This is a genomic window from Pseudomonas sp. ENNP23 (assembly GCF_001728945.1).
GTDB classification, from domain to species: domain Bacteria; phylum Pseudomonadota; class Gammaproteobacteria; order Pseudomonadales; family Pseudomonadaceae; genus Metapseudomonas; species Metapseudomonas otitidis.
This window is the reverse complement of record NZ_LYSP01000026.1, coordinates 39,170-63,580: the sequence shown is the minus strand read 5'-3', so window position 1 is coordinate 63,580 and position 24,411 is coordinate 39,170. Positions and strand designations below refer to the sequence as shown.

The following is a 24,411-nucleotide window of genomic DNA, read 5'->3' as shown; positions in this document are numbered from 1 at the left end:
TAGCTGCACTCACCTGCGCTGCCGTGATGGCAAGGGCTGGTGCTCGATGCGGTTGTCCACCCCCTGCACCGTCATCAGCGGCTCCGAACCGCTCCAGCGCAGTTGGTTTTCGGCCCCCGTCTGATTCACCACGGTCGGCCCCCTGAAGACCAGCTCCAGGTTGTGGTCGGCGCCGCTGACCTCCAGCCGCGCGTGGTTCGGGGTGCGGCCTTCGAGGGCCGCCTGGACGCGGTTCTTCGCGGTGTCCACCTCCAGGCGCTCGACGCGCCCGGCGGTGACCTGGTTCTGAATACCCGACACGCTCAGCGCCCCACTCTGTTCCAGGCTCACCTGGTGATCCGAGCCACGCACGGTAACGGCACCGCAGGTGCCGGTGAGGCGGATGTGATTACCGGAGCCGGTGATCGCCACGTCCTGCCCCTGGCAGGGCACATCACGGGTCAGGCCAACGCCGTCGATGCTCACCGGGTCGGCCTGGGCGAGGGGAGCGAGGGTCAGCGCCAGCAGGGCGCCGGCGAGGGGGAACTTGGGCATGGACGCGTCCTTCCTTCTTCCTTCCATTGGCATGCCCCGCTGTGACCGGCCTTGGCCCGGGAAGTTGCATGCCCCTGGCGCAAGCGTGTCGCCTTGGACGTCAGCGTCCCAGCTCCTGGCGCAACCAGCCCGCCAGGGCATCGGCGCGGCGGTCGGCCTGCCGGCCATTGATCCACAGCGCCAGGCGCGCGGGCGTCTCGACGAACCCCCAGGGCGCCACCAGGCGGCCCGAGGCCAGTTCATCCGCCACCAGTTGCTGCGGGGCGATGGCCACGCCCAGGCCGGCCACCGCTGCCTCCAGCAGGTAGTAGAGGTGCTCGAAGCCCTGCCCGAGGCGCAGCCGATCGACCACCAGACCCTGGGCCCCAGCCCATTGCGGCCAGGCCTGGGGCCGCGAGGCGGTGTGCAGCAGCGCCTCGTCCAGCAAGGCAGCAGGTGGCGCACCGGCCAGCCGGTCATGCCGGGCGTAGCGGGGGCTCAGCACCGGGCCGATGGATTCCGCCGCCAGCTCCACCACCCGCAGGTCCGCCGGCCAGGGCGGTGCGGCGAAGCACAGGGTGGCGTCCACCCCCGGTCGCCGAGGGTCCAGCTCGCCCTCGCTGGCGGACAACTGCAGACGCAGCTCCGGCAACTCGCGGTTGAGACGGTCCAGGCGCGGAATGAACCAGCGCGCCAGCAGACTGCCCGGGCAGGCGAGGACAAAAGGCGCCTCGTCGCTGCGCCGTGCAAGTTCGGCACAGACCCCGCGCAAGCGCTCGAAGGCCTCCGCCGTGGCGTCCCGCAGGCGCTGGCCGGCATCCGTGAGTTTTACGCCGCGTCCGTCCTTGCTGAACAGCGCCACGCCGAGGGACTCCTCCAACTGCCGCACCTGGCGGCTCACCGCCCCGTGGGTGACGTGCAGTTCATCGGCGGCACGGCTCATGCTCTGCAACCGCGCGGCAGCCTCGAAGGCGCGCAGGGCGTTGAGGGAGGGCAGGTCCTGGCTCATATCAGTCCGCCAGTTCCGGCAGGAAGGCCGTGTCCATGGCGTAGCGGCGCGGGTTGGCCGGGTCGATCAGCACCCGCACCCAGCCATCGTCGGGCAGGTGACGGGACGGATCGAACCAGAGGTTCTCGCTGTTGAACACATGCAGCTTGCCGGTGGCGGGGTTCTTCCATTGGGCGACGATGCGCCAGGGGTGCTGGCCGTTCACGCTCAGCGAACCGTTGAGCCGGACGTCGACCACCTCGGCCATCACCGCCTGGCCGGTCAGCGCCAGTTGCGCAGCGCGGCGCCGAGCCAGCAGCGGCGGCACCACGAAGCACGAGCCGATCAGGGCGAACACTGCACCGATGCCGCCGAGCACCAGGGAGCCGACCCAGTTGTCGACGAAGCTGTCCAAGTGCGCATCGCGAGGGTCGGCCGGGTCGTAGTAGACCCTCGCCGACTCGCCCAGCTCGAAGGCCGGCGGGCTGCTGCAGCCGCTGCTGGTGTGCTCCACCACCTCACCCGTCGCCGTAAGGAAGGCCACCGTCGGGCAGCCGCCGCTGATGTCGATCACCTCCGCCGTGGCCAGCGTCATGCGCGCCTGGTCGCTCAGCCGCGCCATCTGAATTGCCGCCGCACCCACGATCATCAGGCCGCCCAGGGCGGGGAACACCCACAACCATCCCAGTTTCATGCGTCGATCTTCCTGTGAATAAAAGTCACACGTTATGGCGGAATTATCAGTTTTTCTGCCACCCCGTCCAGTCGTAGACTGGCCACCATTGTCCCAGCCACCCAACGGATGACCGCCATGCCTGGTTCACAGAATTCCTATCGCAACGGCCCGGACGCCAAGGGCCTGTTCGGCGCCTTCGGCGGCCAGTACGTCGCCGAGACCCTGATGCCGCTGATCCACGACCTGGCCCGCGAATACGAGAAGGCCAAGGAAGACCCGGCCTTCATCGAAGAGCTGGCCTACTTCCAGCGTGACTACGTCGGCCGTCCGAGCCCGCTGTACTTCGCCGAGCGCCTGACCGAGCACTGCGGCGGCGCGAAGATCTACCTCAAGCGCGAAGAGCTGAACCACACCGGCGCGCACAAGATCAACAACTGCATCGGCCAGATCCTCCTGGCCCGCCGCATGGGCAAGAAACGCATCATCGCCGAGACCGGCGCCGGCATGCACGGCGTGGCCACCGCCACCGTGGCCGCGCGCTTCGGCATGGAATGCGTGGTGTACATGGGCACCACCGACATCGACCGCCAGCAGGCCAACGTGTTCCGCATGAAGCTCCTGGGCGCCACCGTGATCCCGGTCACCGCCGGCACCGGCACCCTCAAGGACGCCATGAACGAAGCCCTGCGCGACTGGGTGACCAACGTCGACACCACCTTCTACCTGATCGGCACCGTCGCCGGCCCGCACCCGTACCCGGCCATGGTCCGTGACTTCCAGGCCGTGATCGGCAAGGAAACCCGCGAGCAGCTGGCCGAGAAGGAAGGCCGCCTGCCCGACTCCCTGGTCGCCTGCATCGGCGGCGGCTCCAACGCCATGGGCCTGTTCCACCCCTTCCTCGACGACGCCTCGGTGCAGATCGTCGGCGTGGAAGCCGCCGGCCACGGCATCGAGACCGGCAAGCATGCCGCCAGCCTCAACGGCGGCGTACCGGGCGTGCTGCACGGCAACCGCACCTTCCTGCTGCAGGACGACGACGGCCAGATCATCGACGCCCACTCCATCTCCGCCGGCCTGGACTACCCCGGCATCGGCCCGGAACACGCCTGGCTGCATGACATCGGCCGCGTCGAGTACACCTCGATCACCGACCACGAAGCCCTTGAAGCCTTCCACCAGTGCTGCCGCCTCGAAGGCATCATCCCGGCCCTGGAAAGCTCCCACGCCCTGGCCGAAGTGTTCAAGCGCGCGCCCCGGCTGCCCAAGGACCACATCATGGTGGTCAACCTCTCCGGCCGCGGCGACAAGGACATGCAGACCGTGATGCACCACATGCAACAGAACCAGGAGAAGCACTGATGAGCCGCCTGCAGACCCGCTTCGCCGAGCTGAAGCAGCAGAACCGCGCCGCCCTGGTGACCTTCGTCACTGCCGGCGACCCGAACTACGACGCCTCCCTGGCGATCCTCAAGGGCCTGCCGGAAGCCGGCGCCGATGTGATCGAGCTGGGCATGCCCTTCACCGACCCGATGGCCGACGGCCCCTCGATCCAGCTCGCCAACATCCGCGCCCTGGCTGGCAAGCAGAACCTGGCCAAGACCCTGCAGATGGTCCGGGAATTCCGCGAGGGCAACCAGAGCACCCCGCTGGTGCTGATGGGCTACTTCAACCCCATCCACCACTACGGCGTCGAGCGCTTCGTCAGCGACGCCAAGGCCGCGGGCGTGGACGGCCTGATCGTCGTCGACCTGCCGGCCGAACATAACGACGACCTGTGCCAACCGGCCCAGAACGCCGGCATCGACTTCGTCCGCCTGACCACCCCGACCACCGACGACGCCCGCCTGCCGACGGTGCTCGCCGGCAGCTCCGGCTTCGTCTACTACGTCTCGGTGGCCGGCGTCACCGGCGCCGGCTCCGCCACCCTGGAGCACGTGCAGGCCGCCGTGACCCGCCTGCGCCGCCACACCGACCTGCCAGTGGCCATCGGCTTCGGCATCCGCACCGCCGAACACGCCGCCAGCATCGCCCGCCTCGCCGACGGCGTGGTGGTGGGCTCCGCCCTGGTGGACCAGATCGCCAAGGCCGAAACCGCCGAACAGGCCGTCGACGGCGTCCTCACCCTCTGCAAAACCCTGGCCGACGGCGTGCGCAGCGCCCGCGCCTGAGGAACAAGCCCACCTGTACGGGCTTCGTAGGGTGGGCTGTGGGGTGGGCCGGGCGGCGTTCCGCTTCAGCCCGCTGAGTCCGTAGGGTGGGCTTCAGCCCACCAAAGCAAAACCGCACACGAGGCAACGGATTGCCATGTCGAACTACCGCCGAAGCCTGGTGCCCGGCGGCACCTTCTTTTTCACGGTCACCCTGGCCGATCGACGCGCCACATTACTGACCGATGCCATCCACGCGCTGCGCCGGGCCTACTCCATGGCCCTGCAACGGATGCCGTTCGAAACCCTCGCCATCTGCGTACTGCCGGACCACCTGCATGCCATCTGGACGCTACCGCCCGGAGACGCCGACTTTTCCTGCCGCTGGAGCCTGATCAAGAGCCCGTTCTCCATGACGGTTCCACCGTCCCCGCGCTCGGCCAGCAAGGCGAACCGGCGAGAGAAGGGCATCTGGCAACGGCGCTTCTGGGAGCACCAGATAAGGGACCAGGACGACCTGCAGCGGCATGTGGACTACATCCACCACAACCCGGTGAAGCATGGGCTGGTCACCCAAGTGAAGGACTGGCCCTACTCGAGCTTCCATCGCTACGTGCGTGATGGGTTGCTACCGGAAGACTGGGCCGGGGTGGCCGACGAGGCCGATGGTTTTGGTGAATAGCGTGGTGGGCTGAAGCCCACCAGCCCTAGGCCCGTGCTCGGCCCAAACGGCTTATCCACAGGGACGCGAGGATCACCGCGCCGCCCAGGGCGAGGCGGGGGAGGTCGGCGTCGCGGTTCCAGATCAGCAGGTTGACCAGCAGCCCGGCGGGCACGTGGAGTTCGTTCATCACCGCCAGGGTGCCGGCGCTGACACGGGTGCTGCCCTTGACCCACCAGAACATCCCCAGGGCCGTGGCGAACAGCCCCATCCACAGCAGCACGCCCCATTGCACGGCCGTCTGCGGCAGGCGCTCGGGGTTGCCGAAGAACAGGAAGGAGGGCAGCACCAGCACCAGCGCGCCGAGGAAGAAATGGCCGAAGAAGCGGTGCAGCGGCTGCTCCACCGGGTAGCGCACCAGCAGCCGGCGGCACAGCACCTGGCCGGCGGCGAAGGTGGCGTTGGCCACCTGCAAGAGGATGAAGCCCAGCAGGTACTCCCCCTCCAGCCGGTCGAAACGGATGATCACCCCGCCACCCACCGCCACCAGTGCGGCCAGCAGCGCCCAGGGGCTGAAGCGCCGCGCCAACGCATCGTCCAGCAGGGTCACGTAGATCGGCGTGAGCACGGTGAACAGCAACACCTCCGGCACCGTGAGCACCGCGAAGCTGCGGTACAGGCACAGGTAGGTGATGCCGAACTGCAGCGCCCCGGCCAGCCAGAAACCTGCCAGCAGGCGGGCCGGCAGGCCGCGCCAGCGGGTGAAGGGCAGGAACACCAGCGCCGCGATCAGCACCCGCGCAAGCACCGCGAAGTCACTGTCCACCCGACCGGCCAGGTACTCGCCGATCAGGCTGAAGGAAAAGGCCCAGAGCAGGGTGACGATGAGCAGGAAGGGCATGGACGGCCTCCGGAAATGCGGGCCGCGATGATAGGCGCTGCCTGTTCGTTCGTCATCGCGGGTGCTTGACTGCACTTGGTAACCAAGTACAGTGGCGCCCCATGAGATCAACGAATCCTCCCACGCGGCATGCCGCCGACGACGCCCTGGAAGGGCTGTTCGTCGAAATCTTCGACGGCCACCTGGCCCCCGGCGAGGCATTGCCTGCGGAACGGCTGCTGGCCGAACGCTACGGCGTCTCGCGCATCACCGTGCGCCAGGCGGTGCACAAGCTGAAGGACGCCGGCCTGGTGGAGGTGCGTCAGGGCGGCGCCAGTCGGGTGCTGGACCCGGCCCGCGCCGATGCCCGGGTGTTCGAACTGCTGCTGCGCTACGGCGCCCGCCTGCGTTCGGATGCTGCCCGCCGCCTGCTGCGCGACCTGGACGAGTACCAGCAGCTCTACGCCATCGGCCTGCTGGAGGCGGCGGCGCGCCACGCCACGGACGACGAGCGGGCCGAGCTGCTGGCGGAGGTGGAAGGCTGCCCGGCCACACCGACGCCGGAGCAGTTGCAGGCCCTTGAGCGACGGGTGTGGCAGCGGCTCACCGCCTTCGGCCGCAACCGTGTACTGCAGATGGAGATGGCCCTGTGGCAGCGCTGGCTGGGGGAGGAGCCGCCCCCGGCGGGCGACCCGGCGGAGCAGCGCTGGTTCTACCTGACCCTGGTGCGCCAGTTGCACGCCCGGCAGGACCCGATCCCGTTCTACCTGGCCTCGGTGCGTACACCGGCCGCCTGAACCCGTCGCCACCCCGGATTGGGTGGTTTTTTTCGACCCGATCAACTTGGTAACCAAGTGGAGGTACAGGATGTACACGCGATTGCTCGATGCCCTGGGTGTTTCCCGCCGCTCCTTGCTGCGCCTGGGCGGCGCGGCGCTGCTGACCGGGCTGGCCCGGGGTGGGCAGGCCTCGCCCGGCGGGCCGCCGGACCGGCAGGTGGACGTGGTGGTGGTGGGTGCGGGCCTCTCCGGTCTGGTGGCGGCCCGACGCCTGGTGGCCGCGGGGTGCCGGGTGCAGGTGCTGGAGGCCCGCGAGCGGGTCGGCGGGCGCACCCTCAACCAGCCCCTGGGCGAGGGCATCGAGGTGGACGGCGGTGGCCAGTGGGTCGGCGGCAGCCAGCAGGCGGTGATGGGCCTGGCCGGTGAACTGGGCGTGCCGCTGGTGCCGCAGTACACCCAGGGCGAGATGGCAGCGCTGATCCAGGGTCAGCGCTACACCTTCCCGCCCGAAGGCCCCGGCCCCAAGGCACGGGCGTTGATGGACCGACTCGAAGCCATGGCGGCGCGGGTGCCGCCGGAGGCGCCCTGGAAGGCACCCCGCGCCGAGGCCTGGGACGCCATGAGCGTGGCGGCCTGGCTGAAGGCCCAGCGCGCGGACGAGGAAGCCGTCGAGGCGGTGGCGACCACCCTCTCCACCACCCTGGCCAGCGAGCCGGGGCGGGTCTCGCTGCTGTGGTTCCTGTTCTATCTGCGTTCGGCGGGCGGCTTCACCGCACTGGACGACCAGGCCCAGCAATTCCGCCTGAAAGGCGGGGCGCAGCGCCTGTCGCTGCTGCTGGCCGAGCCACTCGGCGATGCCTTGCTTACCGGCAGCGCGGTGAGCCGGATCGACGGCTGGCTGGAGGGCCCGCTGCGAGTCCATAGCGAACGGGCGGTGATCAGTGCCGAACAGGTGGTGGTGGCGATGATGCCGGCCGATGTCAGCCGCATCGGCTTCGGCCCCGCCTTGCCACCGGGCCGCGAGGCCCTGCAGCGCAACTGGGCTGCCAGCGGCGGGATCAAGGTGCACCTGCGCTACCCGGCACCGTTCTGGCGCGCGGCCGGCCTCTCCGGTGCCGGCCTGGTCACCGACGGGCTGGTGCAGATGACCGTCGACAGCACCCCGGAAGGCCGGGGGGACGGCGTGCTGCTGGCCTTCCTCGATCCGGCCCGCGCGGGCGGCGATCCGGCCCGGCGGCGCAAGCGGGTGCTGCGCGAACTGAGCCGTCTGCTGGGTGACGAAGCCGCGCGGCCGCTGGCCTATGTGGAGCAGGACTGGTCCCAGGAGCGCTGGAGCGCCGGCTGCGTGTCGCCCCTGCCGTCCGGCGTGCTGGCACGCAACGGCCACTGGCTGCGGGCGCCCCTGGGCCGGCTGCACTGGGCCGGGAGCGAGGCCTCGCCGATCTGGTGCGGTTACCTGGAAGGGGCGGTGCTGGCGGGTGAGCGGGCGGCCCAATCGGTGCTGGTGGCGCTGGGGCGGGCCTAAAGGTCGTACTCGATGGCCCCATCCTGCAGGTCGGCGAGGTCCAGCGGGCGAACCTCGCCCATCCACAGCGGAAAGTCGCGGTGGTCCTTCAGGTCGCTGCCGGTGATGGGGTGCACCAGCACGTTGAGGCCGCCGCGATTGAGCGCCAGCCAGGGCACCACGTCGCCGAACAGTTCAGGCCTGAAGGCCAGCTGGCAGCTCCAGTCCGGATGCGGGCCGACCCGCTTCTCATGGACGCGGCCCATCTTCAACGGGAAACGGCGGGCCGCCTCCTCGCACAGCGCACGGGCCTGGGGCAGGGTCTCGGCGTCGAAGTAGACGTGGGCGTGGAAGCCCTTGATGCGGGGGGTGGCAAAGGCCGACATGGCGGTCTCCCGGAAAGCGGAGGCTGCCATGGTAGCCGCTTGCGCCTAGCGCTGCTCAGTCGGCGCGGGCGCTGCCGGGCAGCAGCTCCGGGGCTTCACGCTCCAGGCGCGCCTGCATGGCCTCCAGTTGCTCCAGCGCAGCGCGGGCTTCGTCCAGCTCGGCGGGGCTGCGTTCGCCGCTCTGGGCGGCGGCCTCGATGCGCGCGCGAATCTCCGGGATCTGCTGCACGCCAGCGGCATAGGCCTGCACCAGCTCGCGGGTCTGGCGTTCCTCCAGGGCGGCGTACTGCCGGGGGTCGGCGCGCTCGGCCTCGCTGGCGGCCTGGCGCGGCTTGAGCCCGCCCAGGGCAGGGCTGCGCGGGTCGCCGTGTTCCGCTGTCCAGTGCATGAACTGCTGGGCCTGCTGGAGATCCAGGGGCGCTGGGGACGGTGGGGCCTCGTCCACGGCCTTGGTGACCACGGGGGCCGCCGTTGCGGGTGCGGCTACTGGCTGAGAGGCCGTCGAAACAGGCGCAGGCGGGAGGCTGGCCGGCACGAGCGGCGCCTGGGACGGCGACGCCACGGCCACCGGGGCCTCTCGCCAGTTCCAGGCCGCGCCCACGCCGGCGCTGACCAGCACGCTGGCCAGGGCGAGCCCCAGCCAGCCCTTCACAGCCCCTCCACGCGGGCATCGGCGAGCAACTGGCGGATACGTGCCTCGAACTCGGCGGCCAGTTGCTCACGGGCCACGGCCTGGTTCACCTCGTAGCGCACACTCGGGTCCGCCAGGGGCAACTGACGGTCCTCGCGGCTGCGCACGCGGAGAATCTCGAAGGCACCGTCGATCAGCATCGGCTGTGACAGGGTGTTGGCCTTCTGGATCAGCGCGGTTTTGCGCAGCAGGTCCAGCTTCGGGTCGTCGGCGCGGATCAGCCCGAGGTCACCCGGCGGGGTACGAGCCTTGTCGTCCGCCAGGGAATGGCGGCGCACGGCTTCGTCGAAATCCAGCCCTTGCTGCAGCTCGGCGTAGAGGCGGTCGGCGCTGGCCTGGTCCCCCAGGCGCAGGTGCGCGGCGTGAACCTGGGCGACGTTGCGGTAGCGCGCCAGGTTGCGCTGGTAGTAGGCCTCGGCGTCGGTGTCGCTGATCCGGGCGGCCCGCGCCCGCAGGCTGTCGGACTCATGGTGGAAGTCGCTGTAGAGGCCGATCTGGTGCAGGTAGCGCTGACGCACCAGGCGATCGCGCACCAGGGTGCGCAGGCCCTGGCGTTCTTCGGCGCTGAAGCCTTCCTGGCCGAGGCGGTACCAGAGGTGGTCACGCTGCACCCGAGCCTGGACCTGGCGCGCCAGGTAGCCGAGGTTGCCCTGCTGCAGTTCCACGCGGCCCTGGACGTTGTCGCCCTGGTAGAGGTCGAGCAGGTCGAGGCGCTGCTCGGCTTCACCGGGGAACTGCCAGCGGATCAGTTCGATACCTGCCGCTTCGCGGGCCTGGGCCGGGTCCAGTTGCAGGCTGTCCACCACCAGCATGCGAGAGGCGGGGGCCAGCACCTGGCGCAGGCGTTCCGCACTGAGCGGCCGGGGCTGACGCAGATAGGGGCTGAGGTCTTCCTCGGCGCGACGGCCGAAGTACTGCTCCAGCAGGTTGCCGGCCTCGATCTCGACGCTGGCGTCGAGGTCGCGGCGGCTCTGCTCGTTCAACTGCGGCTCCAGCTCCCGTACCAGCAGGTGGTTCTCCACCAGCCCACGGCGCAACTGGCGCGGGTCGGTGTTGAACTTGACCCGGGTGAGCACCTGTTCCAGCAGGGCGATGCTGCGCCCGGGCAGGCGCTGGCCGTCGATACGCAGGTCCGGGGGGCTGGGCGTGGCCTGTACGCCGCCGAGCCAGGCGCCGAGCAGCAGCGCCAGGGCCCGGCGGCGCCAGGGGCGCTCAGAGGCTTTCACGGGCATTGAAGCTGCGCGCACCCTTGGTCAGCACGGTGACGGTCAGGGCGATGGACTCGGGAATCAGCTCGCGGGCGACCCGCAGCCGGGTGGCGTAACTGGTGTCGTAGAGCGGCTCGGGGTGGGCGTAGGCAACCTGGCCGGTCTGGGTCAGCAGCTCGCGGATGCTGCGGGCCGGGTCGTAGCGGCTGATGCGGTTGGCCACGGCGGTGGGGTCGTTGAGTTTCTCGCTGGTGTAGTGGTCGTCGACCCAGCCTTCCCAACTGGAGTGGCCGTTGGCCGAGGTGATCCACACATGGTGGGGCTGGGCCACGTCGCCGGTGGCGTGCAGGGCATAGCCGATGGTCTGCAGGGAAGGGGCGGCGCGGAACTGGTCGAACCAGTAGCCGGCGAGGTTGTCGATGGGCTGGAAGGCGGCGGTCTGGAAGTCGCCGTAGTGCTCCTGCCAGTCGGACCGGCTGCCACGCCGGTAGTGGGCCTCGGTGGTGTCGAAGTCCTCGCGTTTCAGCTCGCGGTTGTACAGGTAGACCATGGCGTACCAGTCCACGTCGGCGGCGGTGCCGTCCACCTTGTGGTAGCGGTAGTCGTAGCCACCGTGGGGGTTGCCGTGGGCGTCACCCTGGCGACCGAGGTTGAGGAAGTGCCAGTAGGAGGTGTAGTTCACCAGCCCGGCGGCGGCGTTCCACACCGGGGCGTATTCGTAGCCGACCCACCAACCACCCAGGCGTGTGTCACGGAAGTCGTCCACGTCGTAGGCGGCCTGGCCGAGGATCTCGCCGGCCTTGGCCTCGCTGCCGGCGGCGCCGACGTAGAAGGCGTAGGCCCGGCGCATCTCCTCGGTGGCATAGGCGGAGTTCATGTACGCCAAGGCGTCCTTGACGATGTTCTTGTGGGTGGGCTGCGACCAGGCGTGGGCCTGGCCGGCAAGGGCGCACAGGGCAAGGCTGGCGACCAGGCGGGGGATCGGTCTCATCGGCAGTGCTCGGCAGGTGGATGGAACCCCCACTCATAGCCGACGGATGTTCCGCTTGCATGACAGCGCGGCCGGTCCATGGGACGGGCGTCTCAAACGGCCTCGAAACCCAACCTTGGTTGGGGCGGGCCCCTGGCCTAGCCAGGCCGCCAGGGCTACCTCGGCCGGGTGCTGCTGACCTTTCTCGCAGGTACCTTCCAGTTCCTGGTGGGGTGCTGCCCGTCGGCATCCTGCCGAACGTCGTCTCGCAGTCGGTGGTAAGCCGGCGTCACGCTCAGCCTTCGGCGAGCTGGCGACGCAGTTCGGCCAGCACCGGGGCGCTGTCGGGCAACACACCACGCCAGAGCAGGAAGGCTTCGGCGGCCTGCTCCACCAGCATGCCGAGGCCGTCGAGGGTGCGCGCGGCACCGTGGCTGGCGGCCCAGCGGTTGAAGGCGGTCGGTTCCTTGCCATACATCATGTCGTAGCAGGCGGTGTGGCGCGGCTGGATGAGGCTGGGGGCGATGGGGGGCAGGTCACCGGCCAGGCTGGCGGAGGTGCCGTTGATGATCAGGTCCACCGGTTCTTCCAGCCAGTCGAAGCCGCTGGCGGACACCGGGCCGAGGTCGGCGAACAGGCGGGCGAGGGCTTCGGCCTTTTCCACGGTGCGGTTGGCGATCACCAGGGACGCCGGCTTTTCCGCCAGCAGCGGTTCGATCACCCCGCGCGCGGCCCCTCCGGCGCCCAGCAGGAGGATGCGCTTGCCGGCCAGGGACAGTCCGGCGTTGCGGGTGAGGTCGCGGACCAGCCCGGCGCCGTCGGTGTTGTCCCCGAGCAGGCGGCCGTCGTCGAGCTTCTTCAGGGTGTTCACCGCACCGGCGCGCTGGGCGCGGGCGCTGAGCTGGTCGGCCAGTTCGAAGGCCTGCTCCTTGAAGGGCACGGTGACGTTGCCGCCCAGGCCGGTGGTGAAGAAGGCGCGGGCGCAGCCGGTGAAGTCGTCCAGCGGGGCGAGGACCGCTTCGTAGCTCAGCGCCTGGCCGGTCTGTTCGGCGTAGAGGCGGTGGATGAGCGGCGATTTGCTGTGGCCGATGGGGTTGCCGAAGACGCAGTAGCGGTCCATGGGAAGTCCTTGGGGCAGGGCCAGGGCAGTTCGGGAACCCGCTCCGGCACGTCACGTAGGAAGGCCCGGCAGGGCGGGCCCGGATCAGCGGCAGAGTCTACAACGGTGGATGCGCTCGCCGGGCCTGTGCCAACGCGCCTCGCCGGGCGCGAGGGCGTCAGGGCTGGGTGGCCAGCCAGTCGCGGTCCTGGAGGAAGTACTCGGTGAGACGCGCTTCTTCACTGCCCGGTTCGGGCTTCCAGTCATAGCCCCAGCGCACGTGGGGCGGCAGGGACATGAGGATGGATTCGGTACGCCCGCCGGACTGCAGGCCGAACAGGGTGCCGCGGTCGAACACCAGGTTGAATTCGACGTAGCGGCCGCGGCGGTAGGCCTGGAATTCACGCTGCTGTTCGGTGAAGGGGGTGTGGCGGCGGCGGCGGATGATCGGCAGGTAGGCCTCTAGGTAGGCATCGCCGATGGCGCGCATGAAGGCAAAGCTGGTGTCGAAGTCCCACTCGTTGAGGTCGTCGAAGAACAGGCCGCCGATGCCGCGGGGCTCGTTACGGTGCTTGAGGTGGAAGTAGCGGTCGCACCAGGCCTTGTAGCGTGGGTAGAGGTCTTCGCCGAAGGGGGCGCAGGCGTCGCGGGCCACCTGGTGCCAGTGCACGCAGTCTTCCTCGTGGCCGTAGTAGGGGGTGAGGTCGAAGCCGCCGCCGAACCACCAGACCGGGGCCTCGCCTTCCTTCTCGGCGATGAAGAAGCGCACGTTGGCGTGGGAGGTGGGTACGTGGGGGTTTTCCGGGTGGATCACCAGGGACACGCCCATGGCCTGGAAGCCCCGGCCGGCAAGCTCCGGACGATGGGCGCTGGCCGAGGGCGGCAGGCTGGTGCCGAACACGTGAGAGAAGTTGACCCCGCCTTTTTCGATCAGCCCGCCGTTCTCGATCACGCGGGTACGACCACCGCCGCCGGCGGGGCGGTCCCAGGCATCCTCGAAGAAGCTGGCCTGGCCATCCTCGGCGGCGAGGGCGGTGCAGATGCGGTCTTGCAGATCGAGCAGGTAGGCCTTCACGGCCGCAATGTGTTCACTCACGTCGGATACACCTTGAGTCGGCTTGCGAGCGCCGCCGGACGGGGCTTGCGGGGAAAAAAGAGGGCGCAAGCATACCACCGCCGGGGGCGGGCGGTGGCTTGACGGCGATCAAGCGGAAGGCTTGGATGTGGGCCTTTCCCATCCAGGAGCCTGAACCATGCCCAGACGCATCCAGTTTTCCCGATACGGCGGTCCCGAGGTGCTGGAACTGGCGGAGGTGGCTCTGCCACAGCCCGGTCCGGGCGAGGTGAGGGTACGCAACCACGCCATCGGCCTGAATTTCATCGAGACCTACTACCGCAGCGGCCTTTACCCGGCACCGGACTTTCCGTCCGGGCTGGGCAGCGAGGGTGCAGGCGTGGTCGATGCGGTGGGCGAGGGCGTGGCACGGGTGAAGGTGGGCGACCGGGTGGGCTACGCCACGGGCCCGCTGGGCGCCTACGGGGAGTACCACGTGCTGCCCGAGGGACACCTGGTGACGCTGCCGGATGCCATCGGCTTCGAACAGGCGGCGGCGGTGCTGCTGAAGGGGCTGACGGTGCAGTATCTGCTGCGCCAGACCCATGCGCTGGAGGCCGGCGAGACGGTGCTGTTCCACGCGGCCGCCGGCGGGGTCGGCTCCATCGCCTGCCAGTGGGCGAGGGCCGTGGGGGCGAAGCTGATCGGTGTCGCCGGCTCGGCGGAAAAGGCCGCGCGGGCCACGGCGCTGGGCGCCTGGGCGTGCATCGATAGCAGCCGCGAGGATGTGGTGCAGCGGGTGCTGGAGCTGACCGATGGGCAGAAGTGCCGGGTGGTGTACGACTCGGTGGGCAAAGACACCTGGGCGACCTCGCTGGAGTGCGTGGCGCCGCGCGGGCTGCTGGTGAGCTTCGGCAATGCGTCGGGGCCGGTCACCGGGGTCAACCTGGGGGTGCTGGCCCAGAAGGGCTCGCTGTTCGTCACCCGTCCGACCCTGGGCGGCTACGCGGACACGCCGGCACGCCTGCAGGCGATGGCGGACGAGCTGTTCGGGATGATCGCCAGCGGGGCGATCCGGGTGGAGATCGGCCAGCGCTATGCCCTGGCGGAGGTGGCACGGGCCCATGCCGACCTGGCGGGGCGGCGCACCCAGGGCTCCAGTGTGCTGCTGCCCTGAACGCATCAGCCCCGGACAGTGCCGGGGCTGTTTTCAGCTCAGAGGCCGGAGGCCGTCTTCAGGAGGGGCGGATCACCCGTCCGGTGGCCAGGTCACGGATGGTGCTGGGCTTGCGACGGCCTCCCAGGGCGCCGCCGAGCACGGCGTCCAGTTGGCCGGGGAAGTACTGCTGGACCCGCAGGCGCGACAGGGCGGCGGGCCGCCCACCGGGGTTGGCGGAGGTGGAGACCAGCGGCCCGACTTCAGCGCACAGGGCGCGCACCAGGGGGTGGTCGGTGACGCGCAGGGCGACGCTGTCGTGCTGGCCGGTGATCCACTCGGGCAGCAGGCCCTGGTGGGGGACCAGCCAGGTGTTGGGACCCGGCCAACTGGCGGTGAGCTGGTCGATCCAGGCATCGGGCAGGCCGTCGAGGAGGAAGTCGAACTGCTGGATGTCGTCGGCCACCAGGATCAGGCCCTTTTCCACTGGCCGGTCCTTGAGCGCCAGCAAGCGGTAGACCGCGTCCGCATTCCACGGATCACAACCCAGGCCCCACACCGCTTCGGTGGGGTAGGCGATCACGCCACCTTCTCGGACGATCCGCGCCACGCGTTGAACCTGCCATTTGTTGACCATCGCCTGCTCCCGGAAAAACGATGGCGCGAGTGTACAGGGCTCACCCGCGGCGATGAACCCAGCGCCCCGCCTCGCAGGCGACACAGCCGTCGAGCTCCAGTTCGGTGAGGCTGGCCAGTACGCGGGGCAGGTCCCAGCCGCTGGCGTGGGCCAGGGCCTCGCTGCTGTAGGGGGCGGCCCGCAGCAGGTCCAGCAGCGGGTGCTGGCGGGGGGCTTCGATCGGCTTGGCAGTTGGGAGCGGTGCCACCTGCTGCCAGCCCCGCAGGGCTTCGAGGATGTGCTCGGTGGTCTCCACCAGCACGGCACCTTCGCGGATCAACTGGTGGCAACCCCGCGCCCCCGGATGGTGGATGGAGCCGGGCAGGGCGTAGACCTCGCGACCCTGTTCGGCGGCCAGCCGGGCGGTGATCAGCGAGCCGCTGGAGGGGCTGGCTTCCACCACCAGCACACCCAGGGACAGCCCGCTGATGATGCGGTTGCGGCGGGGGAAGTTGGCGGCGTGGGGCGGGCAGTCCAGGGGCAGTTCGGACACCAGGGCGCCGCCCCCGGCCAACAGGTCCCGGGCCAGCCCGGCATGGCGCCGGGGGTAGAGCCGCTGCAGGCCGGTGCCGAGCACGGCGATGGTCTTGCCACCGGCTTCCAGCGCGCCCTGGTGGGCGGCACCATCAATGCCCAGCGCAAGGCCGCTGGTGATGGTGAACCCTCCGCCAGCCAGGGTCCGGGCGAAGGCGTGGGCGTTGTCGAGCCCGGCGGCAGAGGCGCGGCGGCTGCCGACGATGGCCAGTTGCGGGGTCTCCAGCAGGCCGGGGTCGCCTTGGAGGAAGAGCAATGGCGGGGCGTCCGGCAGTTCGGCGAGCAGGGCGGGGTAGCGCGGATCGTCCCAGGTGATCAGGTGGCAGTCCGACCCTTCCAGCCAGGACAGGGCGCTGGCAGCCCGCTCGCGGATGGCGGCATCCCGGCGTGGGCCGGCGCAGGCTTCCGGCAGGCCGAGGGACCGCCAGGCGGCAGCCGGGGCGCTGAGCGCGGCAGAGGCACTGGCGAAGGCTTCGATCAGGGTGTGGAAACGGCGAGGGCCGACTTCGGGGAGGCTGTGCAGGCGGAGCCGGGCTTCCAACTCGGCGGGGGAGAGGGCGGGCGGCATGGGGTTCGTCCTTGACCGGTGCCGCATGACGCGGCTGGCCGCCCTGTATACAACAAGCCCCCGCTAGGCGGGGGCTGATTGGCACTACGGATTTTGTACCTTGTCCATCACCGCCAGTTGGCGACTCGCGGCCAGGACCAGGCCGTAGCTGAGCTTGTCGTAGGTGCGGAACACCATCAGCAGGCCGGCACGCTCGTCGGGGATCTTCACCATCTCGCCGGTGACCCGGTCACGGACGGTTTCGCCGGTCTTGTAGACCGCCAGCACGTTGCCCTCGATCAGGCCATCACGCTTGCCCTTGTTCAGGGTGACCACGTCGAACTGGCCGATCTGGTTCACACCACGCGGCACGTCGAGGATCACGCCCTTGATGTCTCCGGCCGGTGCGCTGGGCATGAAGGTGGAGGTGATAGCGCGTTCCTCAGTGGGGAACAGGCGGTCGCCCAGACGGACTTCCTGGGTGGAGCGGGTCAGGTTGAGGGTGGCAACATCGCCTTCCTCGGCCACCACGTCACCGCCACCGATGTCATCGGCGTTGATGCCGAGGAATTCCTGGGTCTTGGGATCCAGGTAGGTCTTGCCCTGGCGGAAGATGCCGTAGGTGGGGTTGGCCACATCGAACTTGCCACGGGCATAGACGCGGTCACCCGCACCGCTCACCACGCGCTCGGCATTACCGGCGACAATGTAGGGCGCGCCCTGGAACTGCTCAGGGGTATCGACGATGCGGTTCGACAACAGGAAGCTGTTGATCGCCTCCAGCGGAATGGTCGGAATCGCCTCGGCCATCGGCGTGCTGCGCACCTGGGGTGACAGCTTGATGGTGCCGCGGGACGCGCCGCGATCCAGCACCAGCCGCGGCTGGCCATCGACATACACCAGACTCAGGGTGTCGCCGGGGTAGATGAGGTGCGGGTTCTGGATCTGCGGATTGGCGTGCCAGATTTCCGGCCACTTCCAGGGTTCGCTGAGGAACTTGCCGGAGATGTCCCAGAGTGTGTCGCCACGGACCACCGTATAGCGTTCCGGATGGCCGTCCTTGAGCTCCACCGCAGCCTGTGCCAGCCCGTTGGCAGCCAGGAGCAGCAGGGCGAGTAGTGATTTCCTCATGCGGTGAATCCCTTTATTATGTGCGTTCACGCGAAACAGCCTGAAAGCCGCCCCAACCGGGCTTTTCAGGCGTTTTTCAATGCTGCTCATCATCTTAGCAGCGGATTTTGACTTTATTCCACAAGTGCATCACAAACCCATATGGCGATCCTGAACATCCTCGAATTCCCTGATCCGCGCCTGCGCACCATCGCCAAACCGGTGGAGGTGGTGGATGACGCGCTGCGCCAGTTGATCGACGACATGTTCGAGACCATGTACGAAGCCCCCGGCATCGGCCTGGCGGCAACCCAGGTGAATGTGCACAAGCGCGTGGTGGTGATGGACCTGTCGGAAGACAAGTCCGAGCCGATGGTCTTCATCAATCCCGAGTTCGAGTCCCTGACCGACCAGATGGACCAGTACCAGGAAGGCTGTCTCTCGGTGCCCGGCTTCTACGAGAACGTCGACCGTCCGCAGAAGGTGAAGATCAAGGCCCTGGACCGCGACGGCCAACCGTTCGAGATGATTGCCGAAGGCCTGCTGGCGGTCTGCATCCAGCACGAATGCGACCACCTCAACGGCAAGCTCTTCGTCGATTACCTCTCCAGCCTCAAGCGCGACCGGATCAAGAAGAAGCTGGAAAAGCAGCACCGCCAGCAGGCTTGACCCCCGAACCCCAAAGGCTTGCTCCGGCAAGCCTTTTTCTTTTTGTAGAGTGAGCCCCGCATGACCCAAGCCCTGCGCCTCGTCTTCGCCGGCACCCCGGAGTTCGCCGCCGAACACCTCAAGGCCCTGCTCGACACCCCTCACCAGATCGTTGCCGTGTACACCCAGCCCGACCGCCCTGCCGGCCGCGGCCAGAAGCTCATGCCCAGCCCGGTCAAGCAGCTTGCCTTGCAGCACGGCCTCCCGGTCCTGCAGCCGCCGACCCTGCGCGACCCTGCCGCCCAGGAAGAACTGCGCGCCCTGGCCCCGGACCTGATGGTGGTGGTGGCCTACGGCCTGATCCTGCCCCAGGTGGTGCTGGACATCCCGCGCCTCGGCTGCATCAACAGCCATGCCTCGCTGCTGCCGCGCTGGCGGGGTGCCGCGCCGATCCAGCGGGCGGTGCAGGCAGGCGACGCCGAGAGCGGCGTCACCGTGATGCAGATGGAGGCGGGCCTCGACACCGGCCCCATGCTGCTCAAGGTCACCACCCCGATCACCGCCGGCGACACCGGCGGCAGCCTGCATGACCGCCTCGCCCAGCTCGGCCCCCAGGCCGTGGTCCAGGCCATCGCCGGTCTTGCCGCCGGCACGCTGCAGGGCGAGGTGCAGGACGACGCCCTCGCCACCTACGCCCACAAGCTCAACAAGGACGAGGCGCGGATCGACTGGAACCACCCGGCCGACGAACTGGAGCGCCTGGTGCGCGCCTTCAACCCCTGGCCCATCTGCCACAGCACCCTCGACGGCCAGCCGCTGAAGGTGCTCGCTGCCGAGCCAGCCGAAGGCCGCGGCCAACCCGGCCAGATCCTCGACGCCAGCAAGGACGGCCTCACCGTGGCCTGTGGCGAAGGCGCCCTGCGCCTGACCCGCCTGCAACTGCCCGGCGGCAAGCCCCTGGCCTTCACCGACCTCTACAACAGCCGCCGCGAGCAGTTCGCCCCCGGCCAGGTGCTCGGCACATGAGCCCGCGCCTCGCCGCCGCCCGCGCCCTGGCGGCCGTGCTCAACGGCAAGGCCTCCCTCGGCGGCAGCCTGCCTGCCCAGTTGGACAAGGTGGACCCGCGCGACCGCGGCCTCGCCCAGGACCTCGCCTTCGGCGCCGCCCGCTGGCAACCCCGTCTGTCGGCCCTGGCCGAGCGCCTGCTGCAGAAGCCCTTCAAGGCCGCCGACCGTGACGTCGAAGCCCTCTTGCTGGTGGGCCTCTACCAGCTGTTCCACACCCGCATCCCACCCCACGCGGCCATCGGCGAAACCGTCGGCTGTGCCGACAAGCTGAAGAAGCCCTGGGCCAAGGGCCTGCTCAACGCCGTGCTGCGCAATGCCCAGCGCCAGGGCGAGGCGACCTTCGCCGAACTGGAGCGCGACCCCATGGTGCGTACCGCCCACCCACGCTGGCTGCAGAAGGCCCTGAAGGCCGCCTGGCCGGAACAGTGGGAAGCCGTCTGCGCGGCCAACAATGCCCACCCGCCGCTGATCCTGCGGGTCAACCGCCGTCACGGCGACCGCGATGCCTACCTCGCCGAACTGCGCCAGGCGGGGATCGAAGCCGAACCCTGCCCCTTCAGCCGCGACGGCATCCGTCTGGCCGAAGCCTGCGACGTCACCGGCTTGCCGGGCTTTTTCGAAGGGCGCGTCAGCGTCCAGGACGAAGCCGCGCAACTGGCCGCCGACCTGCTGGAACTGGCACCCGGCCAGCGCGTGCTGGACGCCTGCTGTGCCCCCGGGGGCAAGACCTGCCATTTGATGGAGGCCGAACCCGGCCTGGCTCATGTAGTTGGCGTGGATCTGGAAGAGAGCCGCCTGGTGCGCGTGCGCGAAAACCTGGCGCGCCTGGGCCTGGAGGCTCAACTGATCGCCGCCGATGGCCGCGACACCGCGAGCTGGTGGGACGGCACGCCGTTCCAGCGCATCCTGCTCGACGCCCCGTGCTCGGCCACCGGCGTGATCCGTCGCCACCCCGACATCAAGCTGACCCGCAAGGCCGAGGACATCGCCCCCCTGGCCAGCCTGCAGGGTGAACTGCTGGACGCCCTCTGGCCCACGCTCGAGGTCGGCGGCATCATGCTCTACGCCACCTGCTCGGCGCTGCCGGCGGAAAACAGCGAGAACATCGCCGCCTTCCTCGCTCGCACCCCTGGCGCACGGGAGCTGGACATCGCCGGCGGGTTCGGCCTCAAGCAGCCCCATGGCCGCCAGTTGCTGGCCCAGGAAGACGGCCATGACGGCTTCTACTATGCCAAGCTGATGAAGATCGCCGCGTCTCCCCGCGGCTAACGGAGCAATCAGTGAAGATCATCATTCTCGGAGCCGGCCAGGTCGGCGGCACCCTCGCAGAACACCTGTCCGGCGAAGCCAACGACATCACTGTGGTCGACACCGACGGCGACCGCCTGCGCGACCTCGGCGACCGGCTCGATATCCGCACCGTTCAGGGCAAGGGCTCGTTTCCCACCGTGCTGCGCCAGGCCGGTGCCGACGACGCCGACATGCTGGTGGCGGTGACCAACAGCGACGAGGTGAACATGGTCGCCTGCCAGGTGGCCTACACCCTGTTCCACACCCCCACCAAGATCGCCCGCGTGCGCGAGTCGGCCTACCTGACCCGCGAGGCGCTGTTCGACAACGAGGCCATCCCGGTCGACGTGCTGATCAGCCCCGAGCAGGTGGTCACCAACTACATCAAGCGCCTGATCGAGTACCCCGGCGCCCTGCAGGTGATCGACTTCGCCGAGGGCAAGGCCCAGTTGGTGGGCGTCCGTGCCTACTACGGCGGCCCGCTGGTGGGGCAGGAGCTGCGCCAGATCCGCGAGCACATGCCCAGTGTCGACACCCGCGTGGCGGCCATCTTCCGCCGCAACCGGCCGATCATCCCCAAGGGCGATACCGTGATCGAAGCGGACGATGAGGTGTTCTTCATCGCCGCCAAGGCTCACATCCGCGCGGTGATGAGTGAGCTGCGCCGCCTGGAGGACAGCTACAAGCGTGTGGTCATCGCCGGCGGCGGCAACATCGGCGAGCGCCTGGCCGAGGCCATCGAGAGCCGCTACCAGGTGAAGATCATCGAGATGAACCCGGCCCGCTGCCGCTACCTGTCGGACACCCTCGACAGCACCGTGGTGCTGCAGGGCAGCGCCTCGGACCGCGACCTGCTGGTGGAAGAGAACATCAACGATGCCGACATCTTCCTGGCCCTGACCAACGACGACGAGGCCAACATCATGTCCTCGCTGCTGGCCAAGCGGCTCGGCGCGCGCAAGGTGATGACCCTCATCAACAACCCCGCCTACGTGGACCTGGTGCAGGGCGGCGAGATCGACATCGCCCTGAGCCCCCAGCTCGCCACCATCGGCACCTTGCTCACCCACGTGCGCCGGGGCGACATCGTCAGCGTGCACTCCCTGCGCCGGGGCGCGGCCGAAGCCATCGAGGCCATCGCCCACGGCGACACCAAGTCGAGCAAGGTGGTGGGCAAGATGATCGAGGACATCGCCCTGCCACCGGGCACCACCATCGGCGCGGTGATCCGTGACGACGAGGTGCTGATCGCCCACGACGACACGGTGATCGAGTCCGGCGACCACGTGATCCTCTTTCTCGTGGACAAGAAGTACATCCGCGACGTGGAGCGGCTGTTCCAGGTCGGCCTGACCTTCTTCTGACGCCGCCAACCGGGCGAGCGCGGTATCCAGATACCGGCCGCCCGGTTTTCAGCCATTTCCTACATCCCCTCCCAGCGGGCCGGCGGTAGGGTTCGGACCCTCCCGTTCCGAGGGCCCGCCATGTCCCGCTTCGAATCCCTCCTGCCACTGCGCCAGCCCACCTTGCCGGCCCACCAGGTGCCGGGCCGAGCCCAACGCCACGCGGTGATCCGCCGGATTCTCGGCGTGCTGCTGATGCTGTTCAGCTGCACTCAGTTGCCTCCCCTGCTCATCGACCTGTACTACGGCGAGGGTGCCTGGCGGGGCTTCCTCCTGGCGCTGCTGATCACCCTCGGCATCGGCGGGCTCATCTGGCTGCCGGTACGCGGCGCCAGCGGAGACCTGAAGATCCGCGACGGCTACCTGATCACCGCACTGTTCTGGACCGTGCTCGGCACCTTCGGTTGCATCCCCTTCCTGCTCATCGACACGCCACGCATGGGCCTGGTGGACGCACTGTTCGAGTCCGTCTCGGGCATCAGCACCACCGGGGCCACTGTGCTCACCGGCCTCGACCGGTTGCCCAAGGCAGTCCTCTACTACCGCCAGCAGCTGCAGTGGTTCGGCGGCATGGGGATCATCGTCCTGGCGGTGGCGATCATGCCCATGCTCGGCATCGGCGGCATGCAGCTGTACCGCGCCGAAATGCCCGGCCCGCTGAAGGAGCAGAAGCTCTCACCGCGCATCGCGGAAACCGCGCGCGCCCTGTGGCTGATCTACTGCGGCCTGACCCTGGCCTGCGCGCTGGCCTACTGGGCAGCCGGGATGAGCCTGTTCGACGCCATCTGCCACAGCTTCTCAACCATCGCCATTGGCGGCTTCTCCACCCACGACGCCAGCATCGGCTACTTCGACAGCCCGTTGGTGGAGACCGTCTGCATGTTCTTCCTGGTGGTCTCGGGGGTGAACTTCGGCCTGCACTTCATCGCCTTTCGACAGCGCAGCCTGCGCCACTACCTGCGCGACGCGGAATGCCGCGCCTACCTGTTGCTGCTGCTGGGCACCTTCGCGGTCTGTGCCACCACGCTCATCGTCCACCAGCACTACGAGACGCCAATGCAGTCGATCCGCTATGCCGCCTTCATGGTGGTCTCGGTGGCCACCACTACCGGCTTCGGCCTGGCGGACTTCAGCACCTGGCCGACCCTGCTGCCGCACCTGCTGCTCTACACCACATTCATCGGCGCCTGTGCCGGCTCCACAGGCGGCGGCATGAAGGTGATGCGCATCCTGCTGGTGTTGCGCCAGGGGGTGCGGGAGTTCCAGCGGCTGCTCCACCCCAACGGGGTGTTCACCCTCAAGCTGGGGCGCCGCCAGATTCCCGAGCGGGTGGTGGAGTCGGTCTGGGCCTTCTGCTCCATCTACCTGATGACCTTCGTGGTGCTGCTCCTGCTGCTCATGGCCATGGGACTGGACCAGCTCACTGCCTTCTCCACCCTGGCCTCCTGCATGAACAACCTGGGCCCGGCCCTGGGCGAGGCAGCGACGCACTACGGCAACCTGCCCGATGGCGCCAAGCTGGTGCTGAGCCTGGCCATGGTGCTGGGGAGGCTGGAGGTGTTCTCCCTGCTGATCCTGCTCAGCCCGGCCTTCTGGCGGTTCTGAGCCTTGGGGTTGGGCGCTCGCGTCGATCAGGGTAGGGTGAGCGCCTCGACAACCCGGGGACAGGACCATGATCGACTCACTGGAGAAGATGCTCGCCAAAGGCGTGGACAACGCACTGCTGCGCTTCGGCCTCGGCAAGGGCTACCTCGATCAGGGTGATGCGACGGCAGCAGCGCTGCACCTGCAACGCTGCATCGAGCATGACCCGGCCTACTCGGCCGCCTGGAAGCTGCTGGGCAAGGCACTGGAAAGCACCGGCGACACCGAAGGTGCTCGCCAGGCCTGGGAGCAGGGTCTGAGCGCCGCGCAAGCCAAGGGCGACAAGCAGGCGGAGAAGGAGATGGGGGTGTTCCTCAAGCGCCTCGCCCGTCGCCAGGGAGGGCAGTGACATGACGCGCACCTTGCTCGCCCTGGGAGTCGCGGTGTTCGCGTTGAACAGCGTCGCCGCCCAACCGGCGCCGCCCTACCAGGTCGACTCGATCAAGCCACCGATACTGGAAGCCCCGCCTTCGGCCGAACCGGCCCTGACCGAAGCCTGCCGCGCCTGGAAACTGGACGCGCGTAGCGCCAGCCGCTTCTTCAGCCTGGCCGAGCTGCTGGATGGCGTGGTGCTGCACCACGCGTTCTCCTGGGTGCCCTGCAGCATCGAGGGGCGCCTGCATGACGGCCGCGGCCAGGTGTGGAACTTCCGCATCAACGGCGGCGCCACGGCAACGACCTGGCGAGGCGAGGGACCGACCCGGGAGGAGTATCGCTGGGGCTGCCGCCGTCAGGCGTGCGAACCGCTGGTGCTGCTGACAGTGGACGAGGAAGGCTAGG

Annotated in this window: 26 protein-coding genes; 13 read left to right on the top strand and 13 right to left on the bottom strand. The window is 69.0% G+C overall.

Features of this window, described 5'->3' with window-relative positions; translation table 11 throughout:
• Positions 1-9: 9 nt before the first annotated feature.
• The 3 genes from A9G05_RS15725 to A9G05_RS15715 form a co-directional block, all read right to left on the bottom strand.
• Positions 10-534 carry a DUF3060 domain-containing protein gene (locus A9G05_RS15725; RefSeq protein WP_069561863.1) on the bottom strand — a complete coding sequence of 175 codons (525 nt, stop codon included), beginning with the start codon at positions 532-534 and terminating at the stop codon, positions 10-12.
• A gap of 100 nt (positions 535-634) precedes the next feature.
• Entirely contained in the window at positions 635-1,522 is an 888-nt protein-coding gene (locus A9G05_RS15720) for a LysR family transcriptional regulator (RefSeq protein ID WP_069561862.1), read from the bottom strand.
• A 1-nt stretch (position 1,523) separates the two neighbouring features.
• Positions 1,524-2,195 carry a DUF3592 domain-containing protein gene (locus tag A9G05_RS15715; RefSeq protein ID WP_069561861.1) on the bottom strand — a complete coding sequence of 224 codons (672 nt, stop codon included), beginning with the start codon at positions 2,193-2,195 and terminating at the stop codon, positions 1,524-1,526.
• Positions 2,196-2,312: 117 nt separating this feature from the next.
• Here A9G05_RS15715 and trpB point away from each other — a divergent pair, with 117 nt between their 5' ends.
• The 3 genes from trpB (at position 2,313) to A9G05_RS15700 (ending at position 5,006) form a co-directional block, all read left to right on the top strand.
• The gene (gene trpB / locus A9G05_RS15710; protein ID WP_069561860.1) at positions 2,313-3,536 is read left to right on the top strand and encodes a tryptophan synthase subunit beta; all 1,224 of its coding nucleotides are present in this window, start codon (positions 2,313-2,315) and stop codon (positions 3,534-3,536) included.
• Complete coding sequence (trpA, locus tag A9G05_RS15705; protein ID WP_069561859.1) at positions 3,536-4,345, top strand: tryptophan synthase subunit alpha; 810 nt, start codon at positions 3,536-3,538, stop codon at positions 4,343-4,345. The genes trpB and trpA overlap by 1 nt, the downstream gene beginning before the upstream one ends.
• A gap of 136 nt (positions 4,346-4,481) precedes the next feature.
• A complete protein-coding gene (locus A9G05_RS15700; protein WP_069561858.1) occupies positions 4,482-5,006 on the top strand; it encodes a transposase in 525 nt (174 codons plus the stop codon).
• Positions 5,007-5,031: 25 nt separating this feature from the next.
• On the opposite strand, the gene A9G05_RS15695 is transcribed toward A9G05_RS15700, so the two are convergent.
• On the bottom strand, positions 5,032-5,886 hold the full coding sequence (locus tag A9G05_RS15695) for a carboxylate/amino acid/amine transporter (protein ID WP_069561857.1): 855 nt from the start codon (positions 5,884-5,886) through the stop codon (positions 5,032-5,034).
• 101 nt (positions 5,887-5,987) lie between these two features.
• Between A9G05_RS15695 and A9G05_RS15690 the strand changes: the two genes are divergently transcribed.
• On the top strand, positions 5,988-6,662 hold the full coding sequence (locus A9G05_RS15690) for a FadR/GntR family transcriptional regulator (protein ID WP_069561856.1): 675 nt from the start codon (positions 5,988-5,990) through the stop codon (positions 6,660-6,662).
• Between the two features lie 70 nt (positions 6,663-6,732).
• Positions 6,733-8,169, top strand: coding sequence for an FAD-dependent oxidoreductase (locus tag A9G05_RS15685; protein ID WP_083265715.1), 1,437 nt, complete (start codon positions 6,733-6,735; stop codon positions 8,167-8,169).
• Here A9G05_RS15685 and A9G05_RS15680 read toward each other — a convergent pair.
• From A9G05_RS15680 to hemF, 6 genes are all read right to left on the bottom strand, one after another.
• Positions 8,166-8,534: a DOPA 4,5-dioxygenase family protein gene (locus A9G05_RS15680; RefSeq protein WP_069561855.1), complete on the bottom strand. Its 369-nt coding sequence runs from the start codon at positions 8,532-8,534 to the stop codon at positions 8,166-8,168. The two genes, A9G05_RS15685 and A9G05_RS15680, sit on opposite strands and share 4 nt — an antisense overlap.
• A gap of 55 nt (positions 8,535-8,589) precedes the next feature.
• Entirely contained in the window at positions 8,590-9,186 is a 597-nt protein-coding gene (locus A9G05_RS15675) for a hypothetical protein (RefSeq protein WP_069561854.1), read from the bottom strand.
• Complete coding sequence (locus tag A9G05_RS15670; protein ID WP_171902721.1) at positions 9,183-10,451, bottom strand: peptidyl-prolyl cis-trans isomerase; 1,269 nt, start codon at positions 10,449-10,451, stop codon at positions 9,183-9,185. The genes A9G05_RS15675 and A9G05_RS15670 overlap by 4 nt, the downstream gene beginning before the upstream one ends.
• Positions 10,438-11,424 (bottom strand): phospholipase, encoded by a 987-nt coding sequence (locus A9G05_RS15665; RefSeq protein WP_069561853.1) that lies wholly within the window; start codon positions 11,422-11,424, stop codon positions 10,438-10,440. The genes A9G05_RS15670 and A9G05_RS15665 overlap by 14 nt, the downstream gene beginning before the upstream one ends.
• A gap of 274 nt (positions 11,425-11,698) precedes the next feature.
• Positions 11,699-12,523 carry a shikimate dehydrogenase gene (gene aroE / locus A9G05_RS15660; RefSeq protein ID WP_069561852.1) on the bottom strand — a complete coding sequence of 275 codons (825 nt, stop codon included), beginning with the start codon at positions 12,521-12,523 and terminating at the stop codon, positions 11,699-11,701.
• A 157-nt stretch (positions 12,524-12,680) separates the two neighbouring features.
• Entirely contained in the window at positions 12,681-13,598 is a 918-nt protein-coding gene (gene hemF, locus A9G05_RS15655) for an oxygen-dependent coproporphyrinogen oxidase (RefSeq protein ID WP_069561851.1), read from the bottom strand.
• 157 nt (positions 13,599-13,755) lie between these two features.
• Between hemF and A9G05_RS15650 the strand changes: the two genes are divergently transcribed.
• The gene (locus A9G05_RS15650; protein ID WP_069561850.1) at positions 13,756-14,733 is read left to right on the top strand and encodes an NADPH:quinone reductase; all 978 of its coding nucleotides are present in this window, start codon (positions 13,756-13,758) and stop codon (positions 14,731-14,733) included.
• 58 nt (positions 14,734-14,791) lie between these two features.
• Here the strand turns inward: A9G05_RS15650 and A9G05_RS15645 are convergent, their stop codons facing one another.
• From A9G05_RS15645 to A9G05_RS15635, 3 genes are all read right to left on the bottom strand, one after another.
• Entirely contained in the window at positions 14,792-15,349 is a 558-nt protein-coding gene (locus tag A9G05_RS15645; RefSeq protein ID WP_069561849.1) for an L-threonylcarbamoyladenylate synthase, read from the bottom strand.
• A 40-nt stretch (positions 15,350-15,389) separates the two neighbouring features.
• A complete protein-coding gene (dprA, locus tag A9G05_RS15640) occupies positions 15,390-16,490 on the bottom strand; it encodes a DNA-processing protein DprA (protein WP_069561848.1) in 1,101 nt (366 codons plus the stop codon).
• 84 nt (positions 16,491-16,574) lie between these two features.
• Positions 16,575-17,600, bottom strand: a complete 1,026-nt coding sequence (locus A9G05_RS15635; RefSeq protein ID WP_069561847.1) for a LysM peptidoglycan-binding domain-containing protein — start codon at positions 17,598-17,600, stop codon at positions 16,575-16,577.
• A 141-nt stretch (positions 17,601-17,741) separates the two neighbouring features.
• Between A9G05_RS15635 and def the strand changes: the two genes are divergently transcribed.
• From def to A9G05_RS15600, 7 genes are all read left to right on the top strand, one after another.
• Positions 17,742-18,248 carry a peptide deformylase gene (gene def, locus A9G05_RS15630; RefSeq protein ID WP_069561846.1) on the top strand — a complete coding sequence of 169 codons (507 nt, stop codon included), beginning with the start codon at positions 17,742-17,744 and terminating at the stop codon, positions 18,246-18,248.
• Between the two features lie 60 nt (positions 18,249-18,308).
• Entirely contained in the window at positions 18,309-19,253 is a 945-nt protein-coding gene (fmt, locus tag A9G05_RS15625) for a methionyl-tRNA formyltransferase (protein WP_069561845.1), read from the top strand.
• Positions 19,250-20,563, top strand: coding sequence for a 16S rRNA (cytosine(967)-C(5))-methyltransferase RsmB (rsmB, locus tag A9G05_RS15620; protein WP_069561844.1), 1,314 nt, complete (start codon positions 19,250-19,252; stop codon positions 20,561-20,563). Before fmt ends, rsmB begins: the two co-directional genes overlap by 4 nt.
• Before the next feature lie 11 nt (positions 20,564-20,574).
• Positions 20,575-21,948: a Trk system potassium transporter TrkA gene (gene trkA, locus A9G05_RS15615; RefSeq protein ID WP_069561843.1), complete on the top strand. Its 1,374-nt coding sequence runs from the start codon at positions 20,575-20,577 to the stop codon at positions 21,946-21,948.
• A gap of 120 nt (positions 21,949-22,068) precedes the next feature.
• On the top strand, positions 22,069-23,592 hold the full coding sequence (locus tag A9G05_RS15610) for a TrkH family potassium uptake protein (protein WP_083272595.1): 1,524 nt from the start codon (positions 22,069-22,071) through the stop codon (positions 23,590-23,592).
• Positions 23,593-23,659: 67 nt separating this feature from the next.
• Entirely contained in the window at positions 23,660-23,980 is a 321-nt protein-coding gene (locus A9G05_RS15605; protein WP_069561842.1) for a tetratricopeptide repeat protein, read from the top strand.
• A 1-nt stretch (position 23,981) separates the two neighbouring features.
• Positions 23,982-24,410 (top strand): hypothetical protein, encoded by a 429-nt coding sequence (locus tag A9G05_RS15600; protein WP_069561841.1) that lies wholly within the window; start codon positions 23,982-23,984, stop codon positions 24,408-24,410.
• The last annotated feature ends 1 nt before the right edge of the window (position 24,411 follow it).

Excerpts from the sequence above, each read along its gene's own strand:
- A9G05_RS15715 (WP_069561861.1), bottom strand. The coding sequence starts at position 2,195 with ATGAAACTGGGATGGTTGTGGGTGTTCCCCGCCCTGGGCGGCCTGATG.
- trpB (WP_069561860.1), top strand. The coding sequence starts at position 2,313 with ATGCCTGGTTCACAGAATTCCTATCGCAACGGCCCGGACGCCAAGGGC.
- A9G05_RS15690 (WP_069561856.1), top strand. The coding sequence starts at position 5,988 with ATGAGATCAACGAATCCTCCCACGCGGCATGCCGCCGACGACGCCCTG.
- A9G05_RS15600 (WP_069561841.1), top strand. The coding sequence starts at position 23,982 with ATGACGCGCACCTTGCTCGCCCTGGGAGTCGCGGTGTTCGCGTTGAAC.
- A9G05_RS15650 (WP_069561850.1), top strand. The coding sequence starts at position 13,756 with ATGCCCAGACGCATCCAGTTTTCCCGATACGGCGGTCCCGAGGTGCTG.
- aroE (WP_069561852.1), bottom strand. The coding sequence starts at position 12,523 with ATGGACCGCTACTGCGTCTTCGGCAACCCCATCGGCCACAGCAAATCG.
- A9G05_RS15685 (WP_083265715.1), top strand. The coding sequence starts at position 6,733 with ATGTACACGCGATTGCTCGATGCCCTGGGTGTTTCCCGCCGCTCCTTG.
- A9G05_RS15695 (WP_069561857.1), bottom strand. The coding sequence starts at position 5,886 with ATGCCCTTCCTGCTCATCGTCACCCTGCTCTGGGCCTTTTCCTTCAGC.
- A9G05_RS15720 (WP_069561862.1), bottom strand. The coding sequence starts at position 1,522 with ATGAGCCAGGACCTGCCCTCCCTCAACGCCCTGCGCGCCTTCGAGGCT.
- A9G05_RS15605 (WP_069561842.1), top strand. The coding sequence starts at position 23,660 with ATGATCGACTCACTGGAGAAGATGCTCGCCAAAGGCGTGGACAACGCA.
- A9G05_RS15700 (WP_069561858.1), top strand. The coding sequence starts at position 4,482 with ATGTCGAACTACCGCCGAAGCCTGGTGCCCGGCGGCACCTTCTTTTTC.
- rsmB (WP_069561844.1), top strand. The coding sequence starts at position 19,250 with ATGAGCCCGCGCCTCGCCGCCGCCCGCGCCCTGGCGGCCGTGCTCAAC.
- A9G05_RS15635 (WP_069561847.1), bottom strand. The coding sequence starts at position 17,600 with ATGAGGAAATCACTACTCGCCCTGCTGCTCCTGGCTGCCAACGGGCTG.
- trpA (WP_069561859.1), top strand. The coding sequence starts at position 3,536 with ATGAGCCGCCTGCAGACCCGCTTCGCCGAGCTGAAGCAGCAGAACCGC.
- A9G05_RS15610 (WP_083272595.1), top strand. The coding sequence starts at position 22,069 with ATGTCCCGCTTCGAATCCCTCCTGCCACTGCGCCAGCCCACCTTGCCG.
- dprA (WP_069561848.1), bottom strand. The coding sequence starts at position 16,490 with ATGCCGCCCGCCCTCTCCCCCGCCGAGTTGGAAGCCCGGCTCCGCCTG.
- fmt (WP_069561845.1), top strand. The coding sequence starts at position 18,309 with ATGACCCAAGCCCTGCGCCTCGTCTTCGCCGGCACCCCGGAGTTCGCC.
- def (WP_069561846.1), top strand. The coding sequence starts at position 17,742 with ATGGCGATCCTGAACATCCTCGAATTCCCTGATCCGCGCCTGCGCACC.
- A9G05_RS15680 (WP_069561855.1), bottom strand. The coding sequence starts at position 8,534 with ATGTCGGCCTTTGCCACCCCCCGCATCAAGGGCTTCCACGCCCACGTC.
- A9G05_RS15665 (WP_069561853.1), bottom strand. The coding sequence starts at position 11,424 with ATGAGACCGATCCCCCGCCTGGTCGCCAGCCTTGCCCTGTGCGCCCTT.
- A9G05_RS15645 (WP_069561849.1), bottom strand. The coding sequence starts at position 15,349 with ATGGTCAACAAATGGCAGGTTCAACGCGTGGCGCGGATCGTCCGAGAA.
- A9G05_RS15725 (WP_069561863.1), bottom strand. The coding sequence starts at position 534 with ATGCCCAAGTTCCCCCTCGCCGGCGCCCTGCTGGCGCTGACCCTCGCT.